General features: G+C 67.9%; 18 protein-coding genes and 1 tRNA gene. 8 read left to right on the top strand and 11 right to left on the bottom strand.

Going from position 1 to position 23,071, the window contains the following annotated elements:
• Positions 1-204 precede the first annotated feature (204 nt).
• Both LC066_RS18745 and LC066_RS18740 read left to right on the top strand, forming a co-directional pair.
• A complete protein-coding gene (locus LC066_RS18745) occupies positions 205-2,817 on the top strand; it encodes a calcium-binding protein (protein WP_224902299.1) in 2,613 nt (870 codons plus the stop codon).
• A 91-nt stretch (positions 2,818-2,908) separates the two neighbouring features.
• The gene (locus LC066_RS18740) at positions 2,909-3,784 is read left to right on the top strand and encodes a sulfotransferase family protein (protein ID WP_224902296.1); all 876 of its coding nucleotides are present in this window, start codon (positions 2,909-2,911) and stop codon (positions 3,782-3,784) included.
• Positions 3,785-3,942: 158 nt separating this feature from the next.
• Here LC066_RS18740 and LC066_RS18735 read toward each other — a convergent pair whose 3' ends face one another.
• Together LC066_RS18735 and LC066_RS18730 are read right to left on the bottom strand one after the other, a co-directional pair.
• The gene (locus tag LC066_RS18735; RefSeq protein WP_224902294.1) at positions 3,943-5,292 is read right to left on the bottom strand and encodes a glycosyltransferase; all 1,350 of its coding nucleotides are present in this window, start codon (positions 5,290-5,292) and stop codon (positions 3,943-3,945) included.
• A complete protein-coding gene (locus LC066_RS18730) occupies positions 5,289-6,608 on the bottom strand; it encodes a glycosyltransferase (RefSeq protein ID WP_224902291.1) in 1,320 nt (439 codons plus the stop codon). The genes LC066_RS18735 and LC066_RS18730 overlap by 4 nt, the downstream gene beginning before the upstream one ends.
• Positions 6,609-6,764: 156 nt before the next feature.
• Between LC066_RS18730 and LC066_RS18725 the strand changes: the two genes are divergently transcribed.
• The gene (locus LC066_RS18725; RefSeq protein WP_224902288.1) at positions 6,765-7,700 is read left to right on the top strand and encodes a glycosyltransferase; all 936 of its coding nucleotides are present in this window, start codon (positions 6,765-6,767) and stop codon (positions 7,698-7,700) included.
• On the top strand, positions 7,687-9,030 hold the full coding sequence (locus LC066_RS18720) for a glycosyltransferase family 4 protein (RefSeq protein ID WP_224902285.1): 1,344 nt from the start codon (positions 7,687-7,689) through the stop codon (positions 9,028-9,030). The genes LC066_RS18725 and LC066_RS18720 overlap by 14 nt, the downstream gene beginning before the upstream one ends.
• 159 nt (positions 9,031-9,189) lie before the next feature.
• Here LC066_RS18720 and LC066_RS18715 read toward each other — a convergent pair whose 3' ends face one another.
• Genes LC066_RS18715 through LC066_RS18705 form a run of 3 tightly spaced genes read right to left on the bottom strand, consistent with a single transcriptional unit; the run spans position 9,190 to position 13,004 of the window.
• The gene (locus tag LC066_RS18715; protein WP_224902282.1) at positions 9,190-10,974 is read right to left on the bottom strand and encodes a PAS domain-containing sensor histidine kinase; all 1,785 of its coding nucleotides are present in this window, start codon (positions 10,972-10,974) and stop codon (positions 9,190-9,192) included.
• A gap of 5 nt (positions 10,975-10,979) precedes the next feature.
• Positions 10,980-12,296 carry an FIST signal transduction protein gene (locus tag LC066_RS18710; protein ID WP_224902279.1) on the bottom strand — a complete coding sequence of 439 codons (1,317 nt, stop codon included), beginning with the start codon at positions 12,294-12,296 and terminating at the stop codon, positions 10,980-10,982.
• Between the two features lie 27 nt (positions 12,297-12,323).
• Positions 12,324-13,004 (bottom strand): response regulator, encoded by a 681-nt coding sequence (locus LC066_RS18705; RefSeq protein WP_222475017.1) that lies wholly within the window; start codon positions 13,002-13,004, stop codon positions 12,324-12,326.
• Positions 13,005-13,242: 238 nt separating this feature from the next.
• Here LC066_RS18705 and LC066_RS18700 point away from each other — a divergent pair, with 238 nt between their 5' ends.
• From LC066_RS18700 to LC066_RS18690, 3 genes are all read left to right on the top strand, one after another.
• The gene (locus tag LC066_RS18700) at positions 13,243-13,722 is read left to right on the top strand and encodes a (2Fe-2S)-binding protein (protein ID WP_224902276.1); all 480 of its coding nucleotides are present in this window, start codon (positions 13,243-13,245) and stop codon (positions 13,720-13,722) included.
• Between the two features lie 99 nt (positions 13,723-13,821).
• On the top strand, positions 13,822-16,188 hold the full coding sequence (locus tag LC066_RS18695; protein ID WP_224902272.1) for a xanthine dehydrogenase family protein molybdopterin-binding subunit: 2,367 nt from the start codon (positions 13,822-13,824) through the stop codon (positions 16,186-16,188).
• A gap of 60 nt (positions 16,189-16,248) precedes the next feature.
• Positions 16,249-17,037 carry an FAD binding domain-containing protein gene (locus LC066_RS18690; protein WP_224902269.1) on the top strand — a complete coding sequence of 263 codons (789 nt, stop codon included), beginning with the start codon at positions 16,249-16,251 and terminating at the stop codon, positions 17,035-17,037.
• Between the two features lie 69 nt (positions 17,038-17,106).
• On the opposite strand, the gene LC066_RS18685 is transcribed toward LC066_RS18690, so the two are convergent.
• The 4 genes from LC066_RS18685 to LC066_RS18670 form a co-directional block, all read right to left on the bottom strand.
• The gene (locus tag LC066_RS18685; protein WP_224902266.1) at positions 17,107-18,306 is read right to left on the bottom strand and encodes a winged helix-turn-helix domain-containing protein; all 1,200 of its coding nucleotides are present in this window, start codon (positions 18,304-18,306) and stop codon (positions 17,107-17,109) included.
• Positions 18,307-19,332, bottom strand: a complete 1,026-nt coding sequence (locus tag LC066_RS18680) for a LacI family DNA-binding transcriptional regulator (RefSeq protein ID WP_318246724.1) — start codon at positions 19,330-19,332, stop codon at positions 18,307-18,309.
• The gene (locus tag LC066_RS18675; protein WP_222476240.1) at positions 19,295-19,501 is read right to left on the bottom strand and encodes a hypothetical protein; all 207 of its coding nucleotides are present in this window, start codon (positions 19,499-19,501) and stop codon (positions 19,295-19,297) included. Before LC066_RS18675 ends, LC066_RS18680 begins: the two co-directional genes overlap by 38 nt.
• Positions 19,502-19,601: 100 nt before the next feature.
• Entirely contained in the window at positions 19,602-21,977 is a 2,376-nt protein-coding gene (locus LC066_RS18670) for a methyl-accepting chemotaxis protein (protein WP_224902259.1), read from the bottom strand.
• A gap of 243 nt (positions 21,978-22,220) precedes the next feature.
• On the opposite strand from LC066_RS18670, the gene LC066_RS18665 reads away from it, so the two are divergent.
• A tRNA-Arg gene (locus tag LC066_RS18665) sits at positions 22,221-22,297 on the top strand.
• Positions 22,298-22,310: 13 nt separating this feature from the next.
• On the opposite strand, the gene LC066_RS18660 is transcribed toward LC066_RS18665, so the two are convergent.
• Together LC066_RS18660 and LC066_RS18655 are read right to left on the bottom strand one after the other, a co-directional pair.
• The gene (locus LC066_RS18660; protein WP_224902255.1) at positions 22,311-22,814 is read right to left on the bottom strand and encodes a tyrosine-type recombinase/integrase; all 504 of its coding nucleotides are present in this window, start codon (positions 22,812-22,814) and stop codon (positions 22,311-22,313) included.
• A 14-nt stretch (positions 22,815-22,828) separates the two neighbouring features.
• The coding region (locus LC066_RS18655) for a transposase (protein WP_224902252.1) at positions 22,829-23,071 on the bottom strand (243 nt) is incomplete at its 5' end.

Raw genomic sequence — 23,071 nt, 5'->3', positions numbered from 1 at the left:
CCGCCGGGCGAGATATGCAGCCCTTTAGCGGCTTGGTTAAGGTTTCCGGAACTTTCCGCCGCATTTGAGGTGAAGGCGGACAAAGCGCCCAGATTTCGCCGCCTCGGCGGCCTCACGTTCGCGTTCTGGTCCCGCATTCTCCCCCGCGAGTCAGAGCGGGCCGCCGAAGGAACAGATCCTCCGGCGCCCCAGTCGGGGTGAACGATGGGAACTTTGCACTTTCAGAACAGCAGCTTGCTGTCCGGCGCCGGGGACGCCTTCGACTGGGGGATCACCGATCTTCTGGTGGATGAGACCAGCCAGGGCACGATGCTTTACTCTCTCACGCGGGCGGGTGGGGGGATCGCCAGCTATGCCCTGACCGACGGCGGCGCGCGCCTGCTGGAAACGGATGAAATCGGCGAAAATCGTCTGCAATTGACCGTGCCGGAGCTGGAGCTGATCGAGGTCGGCGGCAAGACCCTGGCCGCCGCGATCGGCCTGTCGGGGGACACGATCGAGACCTGGCAGCGGCAGGAGAATGGCACCCTGACCTGGGGCACGGATTTTGCCAGTGATGGCCTGTCCCTCGGTCAGCTGACCGAGCTGGAGGTGCGCAGCGACGGTGCCGGCGGATCCTGGGGCTATGGCGCCTTGTCGGGCGGCGGACTGGTGCGGCTGGACCTGACCACCGGCCGGGCCGAGGTGACCGAGGTGGCGTTCGGCGGACCCGGGCTGGGGCATGCCGAAAGCGATCTGTTGATGACCTCCGCGGGCGGGTCCGAGTTCGTCGTGGCCACCTATGCCACGGGGGATGCCGTCAGTGTCTACCGGGTGGAGGCGGACGGCGGGCTGACCCGGACAGCCGACATCGGCGCCGACAATGGCATCTGGATCGACGCGCCGACGGCGGTGGCCGATGTCACCGCAGGGGGCGAAAGCTGGCTCGTCGTGGCCTCTGCCGGGTCCAGCTCCCTCACCGTGATGCGTCTGGGCGCGGATGGCAGCGTGACGCCGACGGACCATGTGATCGACGACCTGTCGACCCGGTTCCAGAACATCACCACGCTGGAAACGGTCGAGGTGGGCGGCCGGGCCTATGTGCTGGTGGGTGGCGCCGACGACGGGGTGACCCTGTTCGAGCTGCTGCCCAATGGCGAGCTGTTCCATCACGGCACCATCGCGGATCGCACCGACCTCAGCCTGGCCAACGTGGGCGCCATCGCCACCGCGGTGTCGGGCGACGTTCTGACCATCTTCGCCGCGGGCGAGGGGGAGGCCGGCATCACCCGGACGGAGGTGGACCTGTCGTCAGCCGGAGAGGCCCGCGCCGGCGGGGCGGGCAACGACACCCTGCAGGGCGGTGCCCTGGACGACGCGCTGACCGGGGGGGCGGGTCACGACCTGCTGCGCGGCGGGGCCGGGGATGACATCCTGGTCGACGGGGCGGGGCGCGACACGCTGCAAGGTGATACCGGCGCCGATGTCTTCGCCCTGTCGCTGGACGGGGAAACCGACGTGATCGCGGATTTCGAGCGCGGCACCGACCGGCTGGACCTCAGCCGGATCACCCATCACAGCGACATCTCGCGCCTTCTGTTCGTCAGCCGCGACTGGGGCGGAGAGTTCCACATTGGCGACGAGGTGATCGAGGTCCACAGCGCCGACGGCGCCCCTCTTTCGGCGTCGGATTTCGGCGCCGACACCCTCTACCTGCTGTCGCGCCTGTCGCTGGACAGCTACGTCCCGGGCGAGGTGGGCCGGTTGCTCGAAGGGTCGGAGGCCGCCGACCTGCTGCAGGGGGGCGGCGCCGACGATACGATCCGCGGGCTGGCGGCGGCGGATCAGCTTTACGGCGGGGACGGGGACGACAAGGTCTTCGGAGATGCGGGCAATGACCGGATCCACGCGGGCAACGGCAATGATCTGGTGGAGGGCGGCACGGGGATGGACCTGCTGACCGGCGACGCGGGGTTCGACACCCTCTATGGCGGCGACGGTGGCGATTTCATCAACGGCGGTGGCCAGGCCGACCGGCTTTACGGAGACGCCGGTGACGACCGGATGCTGGGGGAGGCGGGGCAGGACCATCTCTATGGCGGCAGCGGCACCGACCGGCTGATCGGTGGCGACCAGAACGACCGGCTCTATGGGGGCGAGGATGATGACCAGCTGCGCGGCGGCATCCATGAAGACCGGCTGTACGGCGATGCCGGGCAGGATGTGCTCTTTGGCGACGGGGGCTTCGACCACCTGGAGGGCGGGTCGGGGGATGACCTGCTCTATGGGGGCAACCAGGCCGATAACCTCTACGGCGGGATCGGCAATGACGAGATGCATGGTGATGCGGGCTTCGACCGGCTGTTCACCGGCGCGGGAGATGACCTGGCCTATGGCGGGGACGGGCCGGATGCGCTCTTCGGGGAGCAGGGCAATGACCGGCTCTACAGTGGCACCGGCGGGGACCGGATCTGGGCCGGGGCCGGGGACGATACGCTCTACGGTGGATCGGGGGACGACGAGCTGGCCGGTGGCGCGGGCTTCGACCGGATCGACAGCGGCGCCGGGGATGACCGGATCAGCGGCAACTTCAACGCGGATATCTTCGTCTTCGCCGATGGGTTCGGCGACGACACGATCACCGATTTCGACGCGCTGAACGACTTCGAGAAGATCGACCTGTCCGAGGTCACGGCCATCACGGATTTCGATGACCTGATCCGCAATCATGCCTTCGACGTGGGCGGCGCGGTTCTGATCGCCGGGGCCAACGGCGACCAGATCCTGTTGCAGGGCGTCGCGATCGAGGATCTGGACGCGGGCGATTTCATCTTCTGATCCCGCCGGCGGGCGGAGGCCGGGAGCCTGGTAAACGAATCTACAGGTTTCGCCCCTAGACCGGCCTGATCTGACGATCAGGAGGATTACCATGGGCGCAACGGATCGTCCGTCTCTCTTCGGGGATCTCTTCCTCAGCGCGGGGGCGATGAAGGCCGGCACCACCTGGCTGTTCTCGGTGCTGGAACAGCACCCCGATCTGCATTTCTCCCCCGAGAAGGAGCTGCATTACTTCTACCACCGCTACGTCGACAGCCGCCAATTGTCGGATCGCAACCGCCTGCGCCTTGCGAAGGACCGCTACCTGGACCGCTTCGATCCGGAGCGGGCCAATCCCGACCGCGTGCGGCTCAACCTGCACTGGGTCGCGGCCTATCTGTCGCGGCCCGTCGACGACCTGTGGTATCGCAATCTCTTCACCCGTCCGCGGGGGGAGCGGTACGCCTGTGATTTCTCCAACCTCTACGCGCATCTGCCGGCGGAGGCCTGGCCGCGCATCCGGGCCGACTGCAGCCGGTTGCGGGTGATCTACACCCTGCGAGACCCGGTGAAACGGCTGTGGAGCCACGTGAAATTCCACCTTCAGGTGACGGGACAGCTGGACCAGCTGGCGACCTGGTCCCCGGCGCAGGTGGACCGCTTCCTGCGGCAGGATTTCATCTGGGCCAATGCCGAATACGGTGCCGCCCTGCGCCGGATGCGCGCGGGGCTGCCGGAGGAGTGTTTCCTGCCGCTGTTCTACGAGGAGATGCGCGCCGACCCGCGCGCCAGCCTGCGCCGGATCGAGACCTTCCTGGGCCTGTCCCATGTCGACTATCCCGAGGCGTTGATCGACCGGCAGGTCAATGCCTCGGCGGCGCTTCCGATGCCTGACTTCTTTCCTGATCTGGTGGCCCGGGACGTGGCGCGCATCGCGGAGGAATTGCGCGCCGAAGGGCTGGTTCTGCCAGAAAGCTGGGGCCTGTAGGCCTTTCGCTGGCCAAAGCGACGGGTCCCGGGCGATGGACGCCGGGCGGAGGGGCTGGCGGTGGTCCCGTTTGGCGTTGCGGACAGCTGCGACGCTCTCCCCGCACTGGGCGCTAGAGGCTGTCGTGCTGCGGGTGCCACATCCATTAGAGCAACTGCTCAGGCGCGGCGCGCCTGGTGGTTTGCTGGTGCAATCTCCTCCACGGGCTCCTCGGCGCACGGTCTGATCGGTGCGAGCGGGTCCTTGTCGCCGGCGGGGTTGGTTTCCTGTGACTGGTCCTTGGGCCAGGTTTCCCGTGGTTCGATCAGCGGCGCGGTCAGCTGGACGAATGCCTCCGCCTGGGCGGCGAAGCCCGTGACGGGCACCGGCTCGGCGTGACGGTCCGCCCGGTCGAGGGCATGCAGGATTTCCCGCCGCATCGCCTCGGCCCCGGCGCCGATCGGGATCAGGCGATCCCGGTCCGGTCCGGCATGTTCCACCGTGCCGCCGCTATCCGTCTGGATCACCCGCACGCCGCGCGCCAGGGCCTCCCGCACCGTAAGCCCGAAGGTCTCCTTCCACTGCGACGGGAAAAGCAGCACGTCGATCTCGGCCCAGAAGACATCCATGTCCGCCTGAGCGTAGCGGGGCCGGACCTGCCAGTCCCCAGGCAGCGACCCGAGCGGCACGTCCTGCCACCAGCTGCCTTCCAGCGCGCCATCGACCAGCCGCACGCGGAAGTCCTGTCGCGTCAGCGGGGCGAAGGCCTCCCGGATCAGCGGCCAGCCTTTCAGCTGCGAGGGGCCGCCGCAGAAGCCGAAGGTCAGCCGCGGATCCCGCGCGCGCCGCGCCGCTTGACGGTCCGCGAAATCCGGTCCCGGCAGCGTGACCCCGTTCTGCCAGACCGCATCGGCCCGAGCGGCCAGGCCGGAGGCGCGCGACAGGTCGCGGGCGAAGGCGGAGGGGTAGGTGACCAGGTCCGCCTCCGCCAGGGCGCCTGCGAGGTGGCGCGCGCGCGTGCGCGCCCGGTCATGGTCGACGACACAACCCCGGCAGCCGTCGATGCGCACCGGGGATTGCCCGCAATAGCGCCCGTCGGGGCGGATCATGAACTGTCGTTCGCAGAGCCACCAGAAATCGTGGGTGGAGACGACGACCGGCACCCCTGCCTCCCGCCCGGCACGGATCAGCCCGCTGCCCAGCTCCTGCAGGCAATGCAGGTGTAGCAGGTCCGGCGCCAGGCTGTGCAGCAGACGGCTGACCGCCTCGGTCACCTGGGGGTTGCTGTAATGCGCCGCGTAGCCGCGCCCGGGGGGCAGGTTGATCAGGTAGTTGGGTACTGGCCCCGTCTGAACCTTGCGCAGCGCATAGGCGGGCAGGTCAGCGCGGCTGACGGCGGAGACCGCGCTGACCTGCCAGCCGTGATCCAGGGCCAGGTGCCGCGCCACCTCCTCGGCGACGATCGTGGCGCCGCCGTAGGTATAGGGGGCGAAGAAGATGTTGCCGACCAGAAGATGCGGTGCGCTCATGCCATCACCCAGCGGATCATCTCCGGGTCGATCACCGGTGTGTCCAACCCGGCGGCCCAGCGGGTTTCCAGATCGTGGCGCGCGCGCTTGCCCATCCGGGCAGCGGCGTCAGGGGCGGTGGCCATGGCCTCCAGCCTATCGGCCCAATTCGCCTCGGGGCCCAGGACGTGCCCGGTCTCGCCCTCGCGCACCATGGCCCCCATGTCAGAGACCTGTCCCACCAGGCTGGGGACGCCCACCGAGGCGGCGTCGATCACGCGCACGGCGCTCTTGCAGCGGTTGAAGAGGTCATCAGCCAGCGGCATCACCGCCGCATCGCAGCTCGCCAGATGGCTGAGGTAGCCGGCGTAGTCGGTGAAGGGATGACGCTCGACCTGATCGCGCAGCGCGGACGGCAGGCGGGTCGGATCGAAATGGCCCAGGATCACCAGCCGGCGCCCGGGGTCTCCCTGCAGGAAACGCACCATGTCCTCTTCGATCAGTGCAAAATCCACCTCATGCCCATGCGACCCGCTGGCAAAGCACAGGCGAAACCCCTTGGTCGGGCGCATGACCTGTGCAGGCCTGGCGTCCAGGGTGGCGCGATCCGCGAAGTTGCGGCGCAGGAAGACCGGGCGCGGCGTGAAATCCCGCGCATGCGCGCGTAGCGCTGGGGTGGAGACGCTGATCGCATCCGCCAGGTTCATCACCTCGGCGAAGAAGGGCGCCTCGGCCAGGAAATGCTGTTGTAGGTCGCGGGGCAGGGCCGTCATGTTCTGATAGCCGGCGTAGGCCGGTACGGAAAACAGCGGGTCGTCGATATCGTAGAGCACGGGCAGGCGCAGGCGGCGGGCTTCGTAGAGGTGGCGCGTGACCGCCGGATGGCTGCGCAGCCGGTAGAGGAAGAGGTGCGTGGCATCCTGCAGGATATCCATGCAGCGCGGCAGGTCCTCGTAGTGGGCAAAGCTGTACTCGGCCCCTGCCAGGGCCATCACCTCGGCCAGTTGTTCCACCCGGTACTTCCGGCATTGCGGCAGGTTCAGGTCGCCGATCAGGGCCACCTTCCGGCGTCGTTGCAGGACGGGCGCGGTGGCCAGGCGAAAGGCGCCGCGCGTGGCGCTTTCCACCCAGAACGCCTGCAGGTCGTCGGACCCGCGCCGTGCCTGCCCGCTGCCGGGCGCAACGCTGGGCGGCTCGTCCCGGAACCTGCGGCGCAGCCAGAGCCGGGTGCGCGCCAGGGCGGCCCGCGGCCCGTCTTCGGCCAGGATCTGCAGGAACCGGCGCCCGAGGCGCAGCGAAAGGGTCATGGTCGACACGAAGAGGTCCTTCTGGATCATCTCAGCCGGTCATAGGCGACGGGCCGTGAAAGAAGGGTTTATCGCCACTCGTTCCCGCCGCCCGTTGCCAGGGATGGGCACGGTTTGGGGGCGCATACCTCGTGTTAACCGGCCCGGGGCAAGGATCCGGGACAGGGTCGCGTCGGGCGGCCCGTCATGGGAGAGCGGCGCATGCTGATCCTGATGGGCCTTCACAACGGGGCCCGCCACCTGGAGCCACAGCTGACCAGCCTGCTGGCCAGCGGCCTCGATGCCTGGGAGTTGCGGGTCAGCGACGATGGTTCGACTGACCGGGGGCCGGAGCTGCTCGGGCGGTTCGCCGCCCAGCTTGACGGAAGTGGTTACAGGATCCGCCTGACCGAGGGGCCGGGCCGGGGCTTCGCCGCGAACTACATGGTACTGCTGGCGGACCTGCCGGAGGTGCCGGGCTGCGTCGCGCTGGCGGATCAGGACGACATCTGGCTGCCCGGTCGCCTGGCGCGGGCGCGAGAGGTGTTGGGCCGCGTGCCGAACAGCCTGCCGGCCTTCACTTTCGCCCGCCGCATCGACTGGCAGCCGGAGGCGAGCCGTTATCGCCCGTCGGCCCCGTTGCGCCGGCGCCCGTCCTTTGCCAATGCGCTGGTGGAAAACGTGGCCTATGGCAACACGCTGGTCCTCAACCCGGCAGCGGCGCGGCTGGCCCGACGGGCCGCACCCCTGGCGCAGGGGGTCTATGCGCATGACTGGTTCCTGTACCAGCTGCTCAGCGGGGCCGGTGCGCTGTGCCTGGCCGATCGCGCCCCGGCGTTGCTCTATCGTCAGCACGCGGACAATGCCATCGGCGCGCCGCGCGGGCTGCGGGCCTGGATCGGGCGCAAGGGGCAGGTGCTGCGCGGGGTCTACGCGGCGCGGCTGCAGGCTCAGATCGATGCGTTGACCCGGTGCGAGGACCTGTTGCTGCCGGAAAACCGCGCCATCCTGCGCACCTTGCGCCGCGCCCGCCAGTCCGGCCTGGGCGAGAGGTTGCGCCAGCTGCATCGCGCCGGGCTCTACCGGCAGGACTGGCAGGGCAATCTGGGTTTCTGGGGGGCGGCGATCCTTGGAAAGGTCTGAGGCGGAAGCGGCGCGCCCGAAGGTGGTGCTGATCGGCGGGGACGGCGGGCGCTCCGGCGTGCCCCGGCATCTTGAACACCTGGTGCGGGCCTGTGGCGGCCAGGCCCGTTTCCTGGTCCTCTCGGCGCCTGACCGGGGCGGCTACAGCTCCCTGCGCGGCGCGGGGGTGCGTCACATCGCGGTGCCGGGTCTGGCCTCGCGCCTGCGGCCCTGGCAGATGCTGGCGACCGCGCGCTGGCTGACGCGGCTGCTACGGCGGGAAACGCCGGATCTCGTCTGGGCCCATGCGCGCATGGGGGTCGTGCTGCTGCAGCTGATCCTCCTGGGCTGGGCGCTACGCTCCGCCCTGCCAGGCGCCCGGGGGCGTGCGTTGCCAGCGCCCACCATCGCCATCACCTACCACGGGCTGCCCTTCGGCCCCGGTCACCGCCGACTCCTGGCCCGTCTCGCCCTTTGGCTGGAGCGGCTTTCGCTGCGCCACGGCCCCGCGCGCTGCCTGATCTTCCTGTCCGTCACGGGCCGCGATGCCTATGTCGCCGCCGTCGGCGCAGGCCTGACCTGTCGTCACCGGCTGGAGGTTCTGGCCAACAGTTCCACCGTCGGCCCCCTGCCGGCCCCTCCTGCTGCAGATCGGCCGGGCGCGGTGCGCCGCATCCTCGTGACCGGGCGGGTCGCGCGCCAGAAGAACCTCGACCGGGCGCTGCATATCTTCGCCGCGCTGCCGGGGAGCTACCGTCTGAGCTTCTGCGGAGAGGGGACGGAGACCCATGCCTTCCGGCAGCGCGCCCGGCGGATCCTGGGCAATGCCGGCCTGCGCCGGATAGATTTCAACGGCCCGTTGGAGGATCTGCGCCCCTGGCTGGCGACGGCGGATTGCTACCTGCTGACCTCGCGCTACGAGGGACAGCCGATCGGGGCGCTGGAGGCCTTCGAAGCGGGGCTGCCAATGGCGCTGCCGGACCTGCCGGGGTGCCGCGAGGTGGCGCGGCATCATCCTCATGCGCGTTTCCTGACTGGCGCGGCCGGACGAGAGAACCCGGCCGAGGATGCCCTGCGCATCGTGGGTCTGGCAGAGGCCCATGCGCGGGCCCGCCCGGCACAGCGCCGGGAGATCCGGGACGCCTGGGAACGCCATCACGGCTTCGCGGCCTGGTCGCGGCAGATGGAGGCGCTGATGGCGAGCCTTCTGCCATCCCGCCCGGCGTTGCGGAAATGCGCGCAAGCGTCAGGAGGCAGTCCCCCGCTTCCGGTCGACGGTGCGCCGCCGGCTGTTGTCCTGCCCTTCCCATCCGATACGAAAGGCCCGACCGGCGCCCGACCGGGCTCGTGACCTCGATCGGGGACCTGACGCGCCCGACGGCCATGACCCGGGCGGGGAGGTGAGCTTTGGACCGAAGGGCGATCCGCGCCTTTTGCGTCCAGGCTCTGTCGCGTTCGGGGCGGCACCCTGCGCACGCCGCTTGCGGGCCCGTGGAAGCGCCTGCTGCTCCTACGAATCGAACCGCAGGACGGGCAGGGTCACCGCGAACCGCGTGCCCTTGCCCAGCTCGGAGGTGACGGTCAGGTCGTGGTTCAGCAGGCTGCAGGCGCGTTCCACAATGGCCAGGCCCAGCCCCATCCCCTCTGACGCGCTGGCGGCGGAATCGAGGCGCTGAAACTCCCGGAATATGTCGCGCATGCGGTCCTCGGGGATGCCGGGGCCGGTGTCGATTACCTCCACCGTGACCCGGTTGCCGTGCCGCCGGGCGCCCATCAGCACGCTGCCCTCGCGGGTGTAACGCACGGCGTTGGTCAGCAGGTTCTGCAGGATGCGGCGCAGGTAGGTCGGATCGCTGGCCACCACGGCAGTGGTCGGCACCACCCGCAGGTCCAGCCCCTTGGCGCGGGCCTCGGGCGCCAGTTCATCGGCCAGCTGCCGCATCAGCCGCGACAGGGAGACCTTGCCGACATGCACCTCGGTCCGCCCCGAATCGAGGCGCGAAATGTCGACCAGCGCGTCCATCAGGTGTTCAACGCTTTCCAGCGCCCGCCGGGCCTTGCCGAGCACCGGCGCCGCCTCCTCGGAGGCCTCGTCCTCGGCCGAGGCCAGGAACAGCTTGGCCGCCGACAGCGGCTGCAGCAGGTCATGGCTGGCGGCGGCGACGAAGCGCGACTTGGTCTCGTTGGCCAGGGCAGCTTCGGCCAGGGCCGCCTCCAGCTCCTCGGTGCGTTCCGACACCCGCGCCTCCAGCGCCTCGTTCAGGAAGCTGAGCGCACGGACCGCGGCGCGTTCATTGGTGATGTCGGTGAAGCTGATGACGAAGCCCCGGTCGGGCATTTCCTGGGCGAAGACCCCCAGCGTCAGGTCGTCGGCGCTCTCGATCTCGAAACTCAGCGGCGGGCGGCCATCCTTGCGGCGGGTCCACTGGCGGACCGTGTCGCCCTCGATCCCGTCGGTGAAGGTGAAGCTTTCGCTCATCCAGTCGATCAGCTTCTCGGCGTGGATGCCCATGTAGAACATGCGCAGGGGGAAGGCGAGCATCTCACCCACCCGGCGGTTCCAGCCGACCAGCCGCGATTGCCGGTCGAAGATGCAGACCCCCTGGTCGAGATGTTCCAGCGTGGCGCGGATCAGCCGGGCCTGGTCGTCCAGCATGCGTTCGCGTTCCTGCCGTTCGATCCGCATGATGTCGGTCACGTCGGTCTGCAGGATGACGATGCCACCGTCGGGGGTGCGGTGTTCGCTGACCTGCACCCAGCGGTTCCAGTTCAGCCGCACGTTCAGGCGCAGGTTCTGGTCCTGGTGGCGCGACAGGCGCCGGCGTTTCCAGTCCTCGCGCGACTCGCCTGGCGGCAGGGTCAGGTGCGGCGAGCGGCTGACCAGGTCGACATATTCCGCGAAGGTCAGCCCGGGGGTCAGGGCGGCGCGCAGGTCGGGCATGTGCATGCCGAAGCGCGAGTTGCACAGCACCAGCTCTTCGTCGCGGCTGAACAGGGCAAAACCGCCCTGCACCGCCTCGATCGCGTTGATCAGGTTGGTGCGCACCGCCTCCTTTTCCCGGTAGGAACTGGCCAGGCGTTCATTGGCGGCGTTCAGCAGGTCCAGCGTCTCTTCCAGCTCGCGGGTGCGATTGTGCACCTCCTGTTCCAGCAGGGTGGTGCGCTGCAACTGGGCGAAGGTGGCCTCGGACAGGTCCGGTTGCTGTTCGACGCGCCGCATCAGAGCCTCGGCGATGGCGCGCAGGCGGGCGATCTGATCCTCTGGCGGTTCGCCGGGGTCGATGAGGTCGGACATTTCGGTCAAAGCGGTGACTCCGCCGGTGGCGGGTAGATCGCCAGGCCCGTCAGGCTGTGGTTCAGATAGCGCCCGCCCTGTTGCTCCCCTTGGCTGGACAGGCCGCGCAGCCGGTGCCGGGCCATGATGGCCGAAAGCCGGTCCGCCTGGCCGCGGGCGGTCGCTTCGCTGCGGCGCAGGTGGGAATCGAAGGCCAGGATCATGTCAGGTGCAGCGCCAGTCGGGCTGTCTTGGCGCAGCGCCTCCAGATCGCGGTCCAGGCATTCGGCCATGTCACCGGCCCGCGCCAGGGTCAGCACCATGCCTTCGCCCACGGCGGAGCGGAATTCCAGCGCGCCTTGGGGCGTGACCCGGCGGATGGCGCGGATGAAATGCTCTTCGCCGACGCGCACCAGAAGCGGGTGGGCGATGAAGTCAGCCGGCCCCATGCGGGCCGGGTCGAGCCCGGTCAGCCGCGCATATTCCTGTGCGGCCGGCGCGCCGTTGATCCCGGTGACCAGGCGGAAGGCAGGGTCGGCGGCGGTGACGACCATGCGGCGGTCGGTGGGGGCGAAATGATCGCTGCGGAAGGCCCGAACCGGACAGCGCCCGCGTACCATCAGAAGCATGGCGCCGCAGGCGACGTTGCCGGAGCCGAAGATCACGCGGGCGGTGTCCGCATGGGCGGACGATGGGGCCGCCGAGGGGGCGAGGCTGGCGCCGATCATCGGGATCGGCCCCAGGGCGGAGGCAATGCGGGCCGCCACGGTTTCCGCAGGCAGCCGGGCGCCTTCGACCAGCAGCACGGCGAAATCCTCCGACCAGTCCGGGGCCTCCTGTTGCAGGACGCCGCGGGCCTTCAGGATCCGACGCACCAAGGTGGTCGTGGCCTGGGCTTCCGCCTCGCTGAAGGCCAGGGCCCGGGCGCGAAAATGGCTGCGCGGCAGACCCAGGCCGACCAGCCGGCCCGTGGCATAGCCACTGTCGTCGATCTCGCCGCCGGCGTGGCAGCCGATGGCACGGCTGTCCCGAAAGGCGCCACCGGGCGACAGGATATGCCCGGCATCGGACCCGTTGGCGCCGAAGATCAGCGTGCAATCCAGCGCATCGGGCGCGAGCGCGCGCGCGAGGTGCAGATCGGCCTCGGGCAGATCGGCAGGGACGGAGGCGTATCGCAGGATCGCGGGGCCGCGGGTCGGATTTGAACGCGCTTCGGGCGGCGTGGTATCCGTCGTGGCCTCTTGTCCTGGGGCATCCCCGGCCGGTGGGTCGCGCCAGTCCGCAGGCGCGCGCAGCTCTGCCCCTGTCGTCTCTCGGCGCAGGGTGAGGGGCGCGCCTTGCATGGGAGGGGCCTGGACTTTCACCGGGGCTCAGCCCTCCCTCTGCAGGACATGACTGAAACTGGCCTCGCTGGCCAGCAGCGCGGCCTGGGTACGGCTTTGCACCCCCAGCTTGCGCATGATCGCGGTGACATGGGCCTTCACCGTGGTCTCGGCGATCGACAGTTCGAAGGCGATCTGCTTGTTCAGCTTGCCGGCCTTGATCAGGTCGAGGATCCGTGCCTGCTGATTGGTCAGCGTGGCCATGCGCGCCAGCGCCTCGTCGCGGTCCATCGCGCTGCTGTCGTCGGGGCTGTCGCTGCTGCTGAGGTAGCCTTCGGGCACGAAGGTATCGCCGCGGCGCAGGTGGTCGAAGGCGGTGCGGAAAACCTCGCGATCGCTGTGCTTTGGAATATAGCCGGCTGCCCCGGCGCGAATCGCCGAGGCGATCAGCCGGTCCTCCGACATGGAGGACACCACGACCACGGGCACGCCCGCCGCGTTGCGCATCCTGACCAGCCCGTCCAGGCCGGTCACATCCGGCAGGTTCAGGTCCAGGATGACGACATTGGGCACCCCGTGGGTCTGCAACTGCTCCAGCGCCTCCTGCAGCGTCGCGGCCTTTCGGATGTCGCTGATACCGGCCACGCTGCGCAGCGTCAGCGCCAGCGCCTCGCAAAACAGCGGATGGTCATCGACGACCAGCGCGGTTTCCATGCGGTTATGATCCATCGGCGTGTCCCTCCGCCTTCATATGATCTGATGCTACATGACGTCGGCCGTTCTGGCAAAGGCGACCATCCCCATGGCAATCGATCCACGCCTATCGGTGACTCACAATAGCGTCTCTCCGCCACTACGACTTTAGTCGTATGGTCTCTGCCCCAATCCCGGGCCTAGCCTTTTTAACAAGGCAGCTTCGGGCGCGGCGGGGAGGCCGCGTGACCTTGCGCCACCTAGGGAGGAGAGAATGAAAGTCACGATGCACGTCAATGGCCGGCAGGTCAGTGGCGAGGCCGAGGGGCGTACGCTGCTGTCGGCCTTCCTGCGCGAAGAGCTGGGGCTGACCGGCACCCATATCGGCTGCGACACCTCGCAATGCGGCGCCTGTACCGTCCACGTGGACGGCAAGCAGGTCAAAAGCTGTACCATGTTCGCCGCCGAGGCGGAGGGCGCGGAGATCACCACGATTGAGGGAATGGCCAATGCCGATGGCAGCCTGTCGGCGATCCAGCAGGCCTTCCAGGACTACCATGGCCTGCAATGCGGGTTCTGTACCCCGGGCATGGTGATGGCCGCCGCGGCGCTGCTGGAGGAGATCCCGCAGCCCACCGAGGCGCAGATCCGCCACCACCTGGACGGCAATATCTGCCGCTGCACCGGCTACCACAATATCGTCAAGGCGATCCAAGCGGCCTCGGGCCAGCCGGTCGCGGTGGCAGCCGAGTAAACATCCGGTCCCGCGCCCGGAGGAGGGGCGCGGCCCGTCTGGCGTGCCACGCGGCGCGTCGCCACTGCCCTCGTGGCAGCACCAAAGGGAGGAGAGACCATGCCCAAGGACGGCATCGGCGCCAGCGTGAAGCGGCGCGAAGACCTGCGTTTCCTGACCGGAACCGGACGTTACACCGACGACATCAACCTGGCCCGCCAGGCCCATGTGCATTTCCTGCGCGCTGACGTGGCCCATGCGACGCTGAACGCGGTCGACACCAGCGCCGCCGCCGAAATGCCCGGCGTGCTGCGCATCTTCACCGCGAAGGATTTCGAGGGCATCGGCGGCCTGCCCTGCGGCTGGCAGGTGACGGACAAGCACGGCCAGCCCATGCAGGAGCCGAAACACCCGATCATGGCCGAGGGCAAGATCCGCCATGTGGGAGAGATCGTGGCCGCCGTGGTCGCCGAGACGCTGGACCAGGCCCGCGACGCCGCCGAGGCGATCGAGCTGGACACCGAAGACCTGCCAGCGGTCATCGACATGAAACAGGCGGTGGCCGAAGGGTCGCCCCTGGTGCATGACGACCTGACCTCGAACCTCTGCTACGACTGGGGCTTCGTCGAGGAGAACAAGGCGGCGGTGGAAGAGGCGTTCCAGAACGCCGCCCATGTCACCACGCTGGAGCTGGTCAACAACCGCCTGGTCGCCAACCCGATGGAGCCGCGCGTGGCCATCGGCGACTACGCGATGCACGACGACAGCTCGACCCTCTACACCACCTCGCAGAACCCGCATGTGATCCGCCTGCTGATGGGGGCCTTCGTGCTGGGCATCCCGGAACACAAGCTGCGGGTGGTGGCCCCCGATGTCGGCGGCGGCTTCGGCACCAAGATCTTCCACTATGCCGAGGAGGCCTTTTGCACCTTCGCCGCGAAACAGCTGCGGCGGCCGGTGAAATGGACCTCGACCCGGTCCGAGGCCTTCATTTCCGATGCGCACGGGCGAGACCACGTCACCACGATCCAGCTGGCGCTGGACGCCGAGAACAACTTCACGGCGCTGCGCACCGACACCTACGCCAACATGGGGGCCTACCTGTCGACCTTCGCGCCCTCGGTGCCGACATGGCTGCATGGCACGCTGATGGCGGGCAACTATCGCACGCCGCTGATCTACGTGAACGTGAAGGCGGTTTTCACCAACACCGTGCCGGTGGACGCCTATCGCGGCGCCGGGCGGCCCGAGGCGACCTTCCAGCTGGAACGAGTCGTCGACAAGGCCGCGCGCGAGCTGGGGGTGGATCCGGCAGAGCTGCGGCGCCAGAACTTCATCCGCAAGGACCAGTTCCCCTATGCGACCCCGGTCGCCGTCGAATACGACACGGGCGACTACGAGGCGACCTTGGACAAGGCCATGCAGATGGCCGACTACGCGGGCTTCGAGACGCGCCGCGCGGCCTCCGTCGCGAAGGGTAAGCTGCGCGGGATCGGGTTGTCGCATTATATCGAGGCCTGCGGCATCGCGCCCTCGAACTTGGTGGGCCAGCTGGGCGCCCGCGCGGGTCTGTACGAATCCGCCACGGTGCGTGTGAACGCCACCGGCGGGCTGGTCGTGATGACCGGCAGCCATTCCCACGGGCAGGGGCATGAAACCTCCTTTCCGCAGGTGGTGGCGGACATGATCGGCATCTCGCCCGACCAGGTGGAGATCGTGCATGGCGACACCGCCAACACGCCCATGGGCATGGGCACCTACGGCTCGCGCTCCATCGCGGTCGGCGGCTCTGCCATGGTGCGGGCGACGGAAAAGATCATCGCCAAGGCAAAGAAGATCGCCGCGCACCTGATGGAAGCCTCCGAGGCGGACATCGAGCTGAAGGACGGCGCCTTCAGCGTCGCGGGCACCGACAAGAGCGTGGCCTGGGGCGACGTGACCCTGGCGGCCTATGTGCCGCACAACTACCCGCTGGATGACATCGAACCGGGACTGGAGGAGACGGCCTTCTACGATCCGGCCAACTTCACCTACCCCTCGGGCTGCTACATCTGCGAGGTGGAGGTCGACCCCGACACCGGCCGGGTCGAGGTGCAGAGCTTTGTTGCCGCCGATGATTTCGGCAATGTCATCAACCCGATGATCGTCGAGGGGCAGGTGCAGGGCGGTGTCGGCCAGGGGATCGGCCAGGCCCTGCTGGAAAACTGCGTCTACGATGCGGACGGGCAGCTTCTGTCGGCCAGCTACATGGATTACGCCATGCCGCGTGCCTCCGACCTGCCGATGATCGACGTGGATCATTCCTGCCAGACGCCCTGCACCCACAACCCGCTGGGGGTGAAGGGCTGTGGCGAGGCCGGAGCCATCGGATCACCGCCCGCGCTGGTCAACGCGGTGATCGACGCGCTGCAACGGGACGGGAAATCGGTCCCGCATATTGACATGCCGCTGTCGCCCGCCAGAGTCTGGGCCGCGATGAACGCCTGATCCGTCAGGGACTTCGCGGGGCCTTTCGGGCCTCGCGGAACCTCAACAGGGAGAGAACCCATGTACAATTTCGACTTCGTGAAACCTTCGACGGTGGAAGAGGCGGTGGCGGCCCTGGCGGATGACGAGGCCCAGCCCCTCTCCGGCGGTCAGACCCTGATCCCGACGATGAAACAGCGCCTGAACGCGCCTGAAACCCTGGTCAGCCTGCTGGGGATCGAGGCGCTGAAGGGGGTGACGGTAGGCGGCGACAGCGTGACCATCGGCGCGGCGACCACCCATGCGACAGTGGCGAAGGAACTGGCCGAGGCCTACCCGGCGCTGGCCGCGCTGGCGGGCAACATCGGCGACCCGGCGGTGCGCAACCGGGGCACCATCGGTGGCAGCCTGGCCAACAACGATCCCGCCGCCTGCTACCCGGCGGCGGCCCTGGCCTCGGGCGCGACGGTGGTGACCAACCGCCGCGAGATCCCGGCGGACGCGTATTTCGAGGGCATGTTCGCCACTGCCCTGGAAGAGGGCGAGATCATCACCCGCGTCACCTTCCCGATCCCCGATGCGGCGGCCTATGTGAAGTTCGAGCAGCCCGCCTCGCGCTTTGCCTTGGCCGGGGTCTTCGTGGCGAAATTCGCGGATGGGGTGCGCGTGGCCATCACCGGCGCCTCCGAAGAGGGCGTGTTCCGCTGGTCCGAGGCCGAAGAGGCGCTGTCGGGCAATTTCTCCGCCGAGGCCGTTTCGGGTCTGTCGCTGGACCCGGATGGCATGATGGCCGACCTGCACGGCTCCGCCGAATACCGGGCGCATCTGGCCAAGGTGCTGACCGGCCGCGCGGTGACCGCGGCGGGCTGATCGCCGACATGCTCAACGTTGAAAATGGAAGGAGGGTCGCCACGGGGCGGCCCTTTTGCTTCGGTTCGGCTATTTCGGATCTGCCAGCCAGTCGGGGGCGAAGCGGATCTGTTCCAGCCCGGCGAACCGCGCGACGCGGGTCAATTCCGCCTCCAGCCGGGCGATGCGGCCCTGGCCGAACCGGATGCCGTGCTCTGGCCACAGACGGGTGACGGCCAGGGTGCCGCTGTCCCGCTCCGCCTTCATGTCGATCCGGCCCACCATCCGTTCCCCTTCCAGCAGCGGGAAGACGTAGTAGCCGTAGATCCGTCTCGGCGCCGGCACGAAGATCTCGATCCGGTAGTGAAAACCGAAGAGTCGCTGCGCCCGCGCCCGGTCGCGCAGCGCCGGATCGAAGGGGCTGAGGACGCGCAGGCGGGGCGGCGCGGGGGGCAGGGTCGCGGCGGTCTCCACCGTGCCGGGCCGAGCGATGCTGCGCCGCAGCTTGCCGTCGTGGCCAGCAACCTCGATCTCTTCGATCTGCCCGGCGTCCAGGGCACGCTGTACCCAGTCCTTCGCCTCGGCGGGGGTGGCAATGTCCCAGAAAGCGGCCAATTCGCCCGGCGTGGCAAAGCCCAGCCGGTCCAGCGCGCCGGCCATCAGCCAGTCCAGCGTCTCCGCCTCGGGCGGCTGGTCGGGCCAGCCCAGGACCCGCTCGGTCAGGTCGTAGTATTTCCGGAACCCCTTGCGCCGCGAAATCGCCAGCTCGCCGCTGCGCCAGAGGTATTCCAACGCCGCTTTCGACGGGTGCCAGTCCCACCAGCCGGTGGATTTTTCGGCCTCCGCCGCCTTCAGGTCGGCGGAACAGACCTCGCCATGGGCCGTGACATGGTCGCGGACCTGCTGCAGCTCGGCCAGGAAGGCCTCGCCCTGCCAACGCGGCCAGCGGCCCCGCAGGCGCGCCGCGTCGCGCTGAAACCGCAGGCGCCAGTGCGGCAGGTAGGCCGTTGGGATGACGGAGGCGTCATGGGTCCAGTGTTCGAACAGGCTGCGATCCCGTTCGATCAGCCGCGGCAGATGCGCCGGGCGATAGGCCGGGCGGCGCGCATAGAGGATCATGTCGTGGGCACGGGCGAGAGTGTTGACCGAATCGACCTGGACGAAGCCCAGCTGTTCGATCAGCGCCTGCAGGTCGGCGCCCTTGCCGGGCCCGGCGGGCGCCTGGCCCAGCTGGTGTCGATGCAGGAACAGCCGCCGGGCGGTCGCATTGTCGAGCTGCGGGCGCGTCACCTAGCCCAACCGCAGGGTGTCGCCGAAGTTGATCTTCGGGCTCAGTTCCACCTTGCCGGAGGGCGGCGTATCCGGGTGTTCGACGCGCTCCAGGATGATCTCGGCGGCGCGGCGCCCGATCTCTTCGCGGCAGGAATCCATCGTCGCCAGTTTCTTCGGCAGACCCTTCAGCAGTTCCACGTCGTTGAAGCCGGCCATGCCGATCTGGCCGGGGATGTCGTAGCCCTGTTCCATCATCCACAGCAGCCCGCCGGCGCCGACGATGTCATTGGAATAATAGAGACAATCGAGGTCGGGGCGGCGCTCCATCATCGCCTTGGTCATCTCGCGCCCTTTGCCGAGGCCGGACCCCTGGGTGTAGAACTCGGTGTCGGCGATCTCGATCCCGCTTTTCGCCAGCGCCTCGGTGAAACCCTCGAAACGTTTGCGGGCGCGATGGTCGCGGCCCAGCCTGGTGCCCATGAAGCCGATCTTGCGATAGCCGGCGCGCAGGATGGCACGGGCCATCTCACGCCCGGCGCGGCGGTGCGAAATGCCGACCGCGCTGTCGATCGGCGTGCCGTCGGTATCCATGATCTCGACCACCGGAATGCCCGAGGCCTTCAGCATGGCGCGCGAGGCGTCGGAATGTTCCAGCCCGGCGATGATCACGCCGGAGGGGCGCCAGGACAGCATCTCGTAGAGGACGGTCTCTTCCTTCTCGGGCTGGTAGTCGGTGACGCCGACCACCGGCTGCAGGGGCGAGGTTTCCAGCACGCGGGAGATGCCGGTCATCACCTCAGGGAAGACCATGTTGGACATCGACGGGATGATCACGGCGACCAGATTCACCCGCTGGCTGGCCAGGGCGCCAGCGATCTTGTTGGGGACATATCCCATACGCTTGGCCGCCTGCAGGACCTTCTGCCGGGTGGCCTCGCTGACATCACCGCGATTGCGCAGGACGCGGCTGACGGTCATTTCCGACACACCCGACGCTTCGGAGACATCACGAAGGGTCAGCGGGCGGTTCGTCGGTCTGGTCAAGGGCGCGGTCCTGTTTGTCATGCCCTGCGTCTTGGCGCACGCGGGCCGTGGTAAACGGATCGTATCCCGTCCCCGCGTCTTTCAGCAAGCGGCCTTTGCGAGGCCGTTCCGCCTTGCGGAAATTCACCGCCCCGAGATCGGCATCCGGCGCGCCCATGGACAACGGCATTGCCGGCTTCTTGACCCCGTCCAGAGATCACCAGGGGCGCGTCCCATCGGACACGCCCCTGATCTTGCCTCTCCCCGGGGGAGGTTGGGAGAGGAAGCCCTCAGAATTCGGCCCATTCGTCGGCGCCGTGGCTGTCCGCAGCTGCCGCAGGGGCGTTGGCAACCGCGCGGGCCTGGCTGGGCTGTGGCGCCGCTGCGCTGGTGCTCACGGCACGGCGCACCTTGCTTTCGTCACAGCGGAAGCCTGCCGAGATACGGTTCAGCTTTGCCGCCTCGCTGACCATCAGCTTGCCGGTGCCATGCACCGAGGAAGCCACCGCCGCGTTCTTCTGCGTGACCTGATCCAACTGATCGACCGCGCTGTTGATTTCCTCCAGGCCTACGGACTGTTCGCGTGCCGCAGTGGCGATGGAGGAGACCGAGGCCGAGACCTTGTCGAACTCCCCGATCAGGCTCTCGAAGCTCTTGCCGGCCTTTTCGACCAGTTCCACACCACCGGACACATTCTCTGCCGCTTCCTGGATCAACTGGTTGATTTCCTTGGCCGCCTCGGAGCTGCGCTGAGCCAGGGCACGCACTTCGGAGGCGACGACGGCGAAGCCGCGCCCGGCCTCGCCCGCCCGGGCTGCCTCGACCCCGGCGTTCAGGGCCAGCAGGTTGGTCTGGAAGGCCAGGTCCTCGATCACCGAGGTGACCTGGGTGATCTTCTGGGAGGAGGTCGCGATCTTGTCCATGGCGATCATCGCCTGGGTCACGACCTCGCCGCTCTTCTGAGCGCCTTCCTTGGCGCGGGTCATGACGTTGTCGGCCTCGCCCGCACTGTCTGCAGTGGACTTGACCGAGGCGGACAGCTCGGTGATCGCCGCGGCGGTCTCCTCTAGGTTTGCGGCCTGTTCGATCGCGCGCTGGCTGAGGTCGTTGGAGGCGTTTTCGACGTCATGGGCAGAATTGTCGATCTCCCGCGAGGAGGTCACCAGTTCCGAGATCGAGTCGTTCAACTTCAGCAGGGCCGCGTTGAAACCGTTGCGCAGACCTTCATAGTCCTCCGCGAACTCCTGCTGGATCACCGCGGTCAGGTTGCCCTCGGCCAGCTGCGCGATGGCCCCGGTCAGGTGTTCGACCACCGCATGCTGATCACGGGCCTGTTGTTCCTGGCGCCGCCGCATGTCCGCCGCCGTCGACAGTTTGCCGCGCAGGTTTTCCAGGTTGCTGGCCAGGGTGCCCACGTCGTCGCGCCGTCCGGTCATCGGGATGGTGGAGGCGAGGTCGCCATCGGCCACGCCACGGATCGCCGCGCCGATCCGGACAAAGGGTTTGGAGATCGATTGACCGATCAGCACCCCGATGATGCTGAGCACGACCATCAGCCCCAGAGCCTGCGTCAGCAACTGGTTGCGCAGGTCGACGACCGGCGCATAGACTTCCTCCTGGGCCTGTTCCACCAAGACCTTCCAGGTCACACCGTCGAACGCGATGTCAGCGCCCATCATCTCCACCTGGTTGCCGCGCAGTCCGATGCCGGACACGAAGATCTCGGTCTCGCCGCCCAGGATGGCGCGCAGCGACGGGCCGCCGGGTGCAATGTCGAGCATGCGCGGGCCGTCCTCGAAGCGGGAGTTGCTGCGCAGGCGCAGGTCATCACCGATCAGGAGGGCCTCCCCCGTCTCGCCAAGTCCGTCGGCGCTGTTGAGGATCGCGTTGAAGCGATCGGTGGGCATGTTGTAGACCAGCACGCCCAGCGGGCTGCCATCCCGGCCAAGCACGGCCCGTGCCATGAAGCTGGCGGGATCGCCCTCTGCCCCGGCATAGGCGGTGAAATCCTCCAGGATGGTTTTCTGGCCACGGGCCTCGATCGCCCGGTTGAAGGCGCGGGCCAGGGCGCTGTCCCGGTAGGGGCCGGTCAGAACGTTGGTGCCGAAGTCGGCCTCCTTCTCGACCGAGTAGACGACGCTGCCGTCGCGCTCGATCAGGTAAACGTCCTCAAGGTCACGGACGGAGGCGAACTGGTCCAGGAACGGGTGATATTTCTCGTGCACCCGGTCGAACTGGGTGCCGGCGGGGGAGGTGCGCAGCATGTCGCGGTCGCCCCGAGGATTGGGATTGTCGCGCACGTAGTTCTGGCGCACGACCTCGCCGGGATCCCCTTCCAGTGCGGTCCAGGCCAACATGAAGCTGTTGAGCGCGGCGACCACCGTCGGATCCTCCGCCTGGGCGCGCATCAGTCCTTCGGTTTCCTGCAACGCGTCGGTGATCTGGGTGGCGCGGCTATGGGCGGCGATCAGGAACTTCCGCTCCAGTTCATCCTCCAGCAGCTTGCGGGAATTGTTGTAGGACGTGAAGGTCAGGACCGCAGCCACGATCAGGCCGAAGGCCGTCAGGATCAGCGGCAGCTTCACGGCGAGCCGCATGTTCCCCAGGGGCGAGAAGGCGGCGCCATCCCCCCGGTTTGTCTGGCCAAGGCCCTTGATTGCCGTCATGTCGTCAACCCTCTTGAACGCTTCGATGGCCCCGGTCGTGCGCACGCGCCGGAGGCCCCGGGCGCGGCAGGCCCGGGCTGCCATCCGAAAATCAGGGGAAGCTATGGCACCGCTACTTTAAGGACAGCTTAAACCATCCCCGCTTCCCCGCGCGTGTCGGGGCTTTTTGTCTTGGATTAGAGCTTTCACGACCGGGAAAGGGCGTGATGACAAGCCGGAACGGAGCGGGTAAGAGGGGCCCGTGGCCCCGTGGCTCAACTGGATAGAGCAGCCCCCTCCTAAGGGGCAGGTTGCAGGTTCGAATCCTGCCGGGGTCACCATAAAATCAATGGTTTACGTTGATTTTGGGGTTTTCTCTCTGGTTCGTTGAACCGAAGTTGGCCCGCCAAACTCCAGGGAACCAGCGGCTCGGCGCAGATAGTCCGGTGAAAACTGGCCGTATGTCGACCTGGTTATGTTCGGATTGGAGTGCCCGAGATACTGGGCGATTTCTTCAATTGGCACCCCAGCCTCTGCCATGAAGCGCCCTGCGGTTCGTCGCAGGTCAGGCGGGGTGCAGTGGTCGATTCCGGCCCGCGCGACGGCGGCGTTGAAGCCGGTTTTGATCGAACCAACCTGCCGCCCGCCCCACTCGACAACAAAGTCGGAGCGTGCAGCGGTCTGTGCAGCCGTGAGTGCAGTCAGCAGAGTGTCGTTGATAGGAATGGTCGCCCGGCCCTTGCGAGGTCCTAGGTCTGAGGTTGAAAGCTTGATGATGCGTCGGTCCAAGTCGACACGCGACCAAGTGAGCTCCAGCAACGCACCAATGCGCCCTGCGGTGGTGAGCATCATCTTCATCTTAGGGTCAGGACTCATAGCCAGTAAATAACGAGGGCTGCGAGGGCGATGGCTGACAGGAAGCCTTTCGGGCATCTGTCGTATCGTGTTGCCACACGCCGCCAATCCTTCAGCCTGCCGAACATGATCTCGATCCGGTTGCGGCGTTTGTAGCGGCGCTTGTCGTATTTGACCGCATTGTTCCGCTGTTTCCGGCCAGGGATGCAGGCGCGTATCCCTTTGTCTTTCAACGCTTCCCTGAACCAGTCGGCGTCATA

The sequence above is a fragment of the Pseudooceanicola marinus genome, from assembly GCF_020177265.1.
GTDB classification, from domain to species: Bacteria; Pseudomonadota; Alphaproteobacteria; order Rhodobacterales; family Rhodobacteraceae; genus Pseudooceanicola; species Pseudooceanicola marinus_A.
The sequence above is the reverse complement of the archived record's forward strand: the minus strand, read 5'-3'. Positions and strand labels throughout refer to the sequence as shown.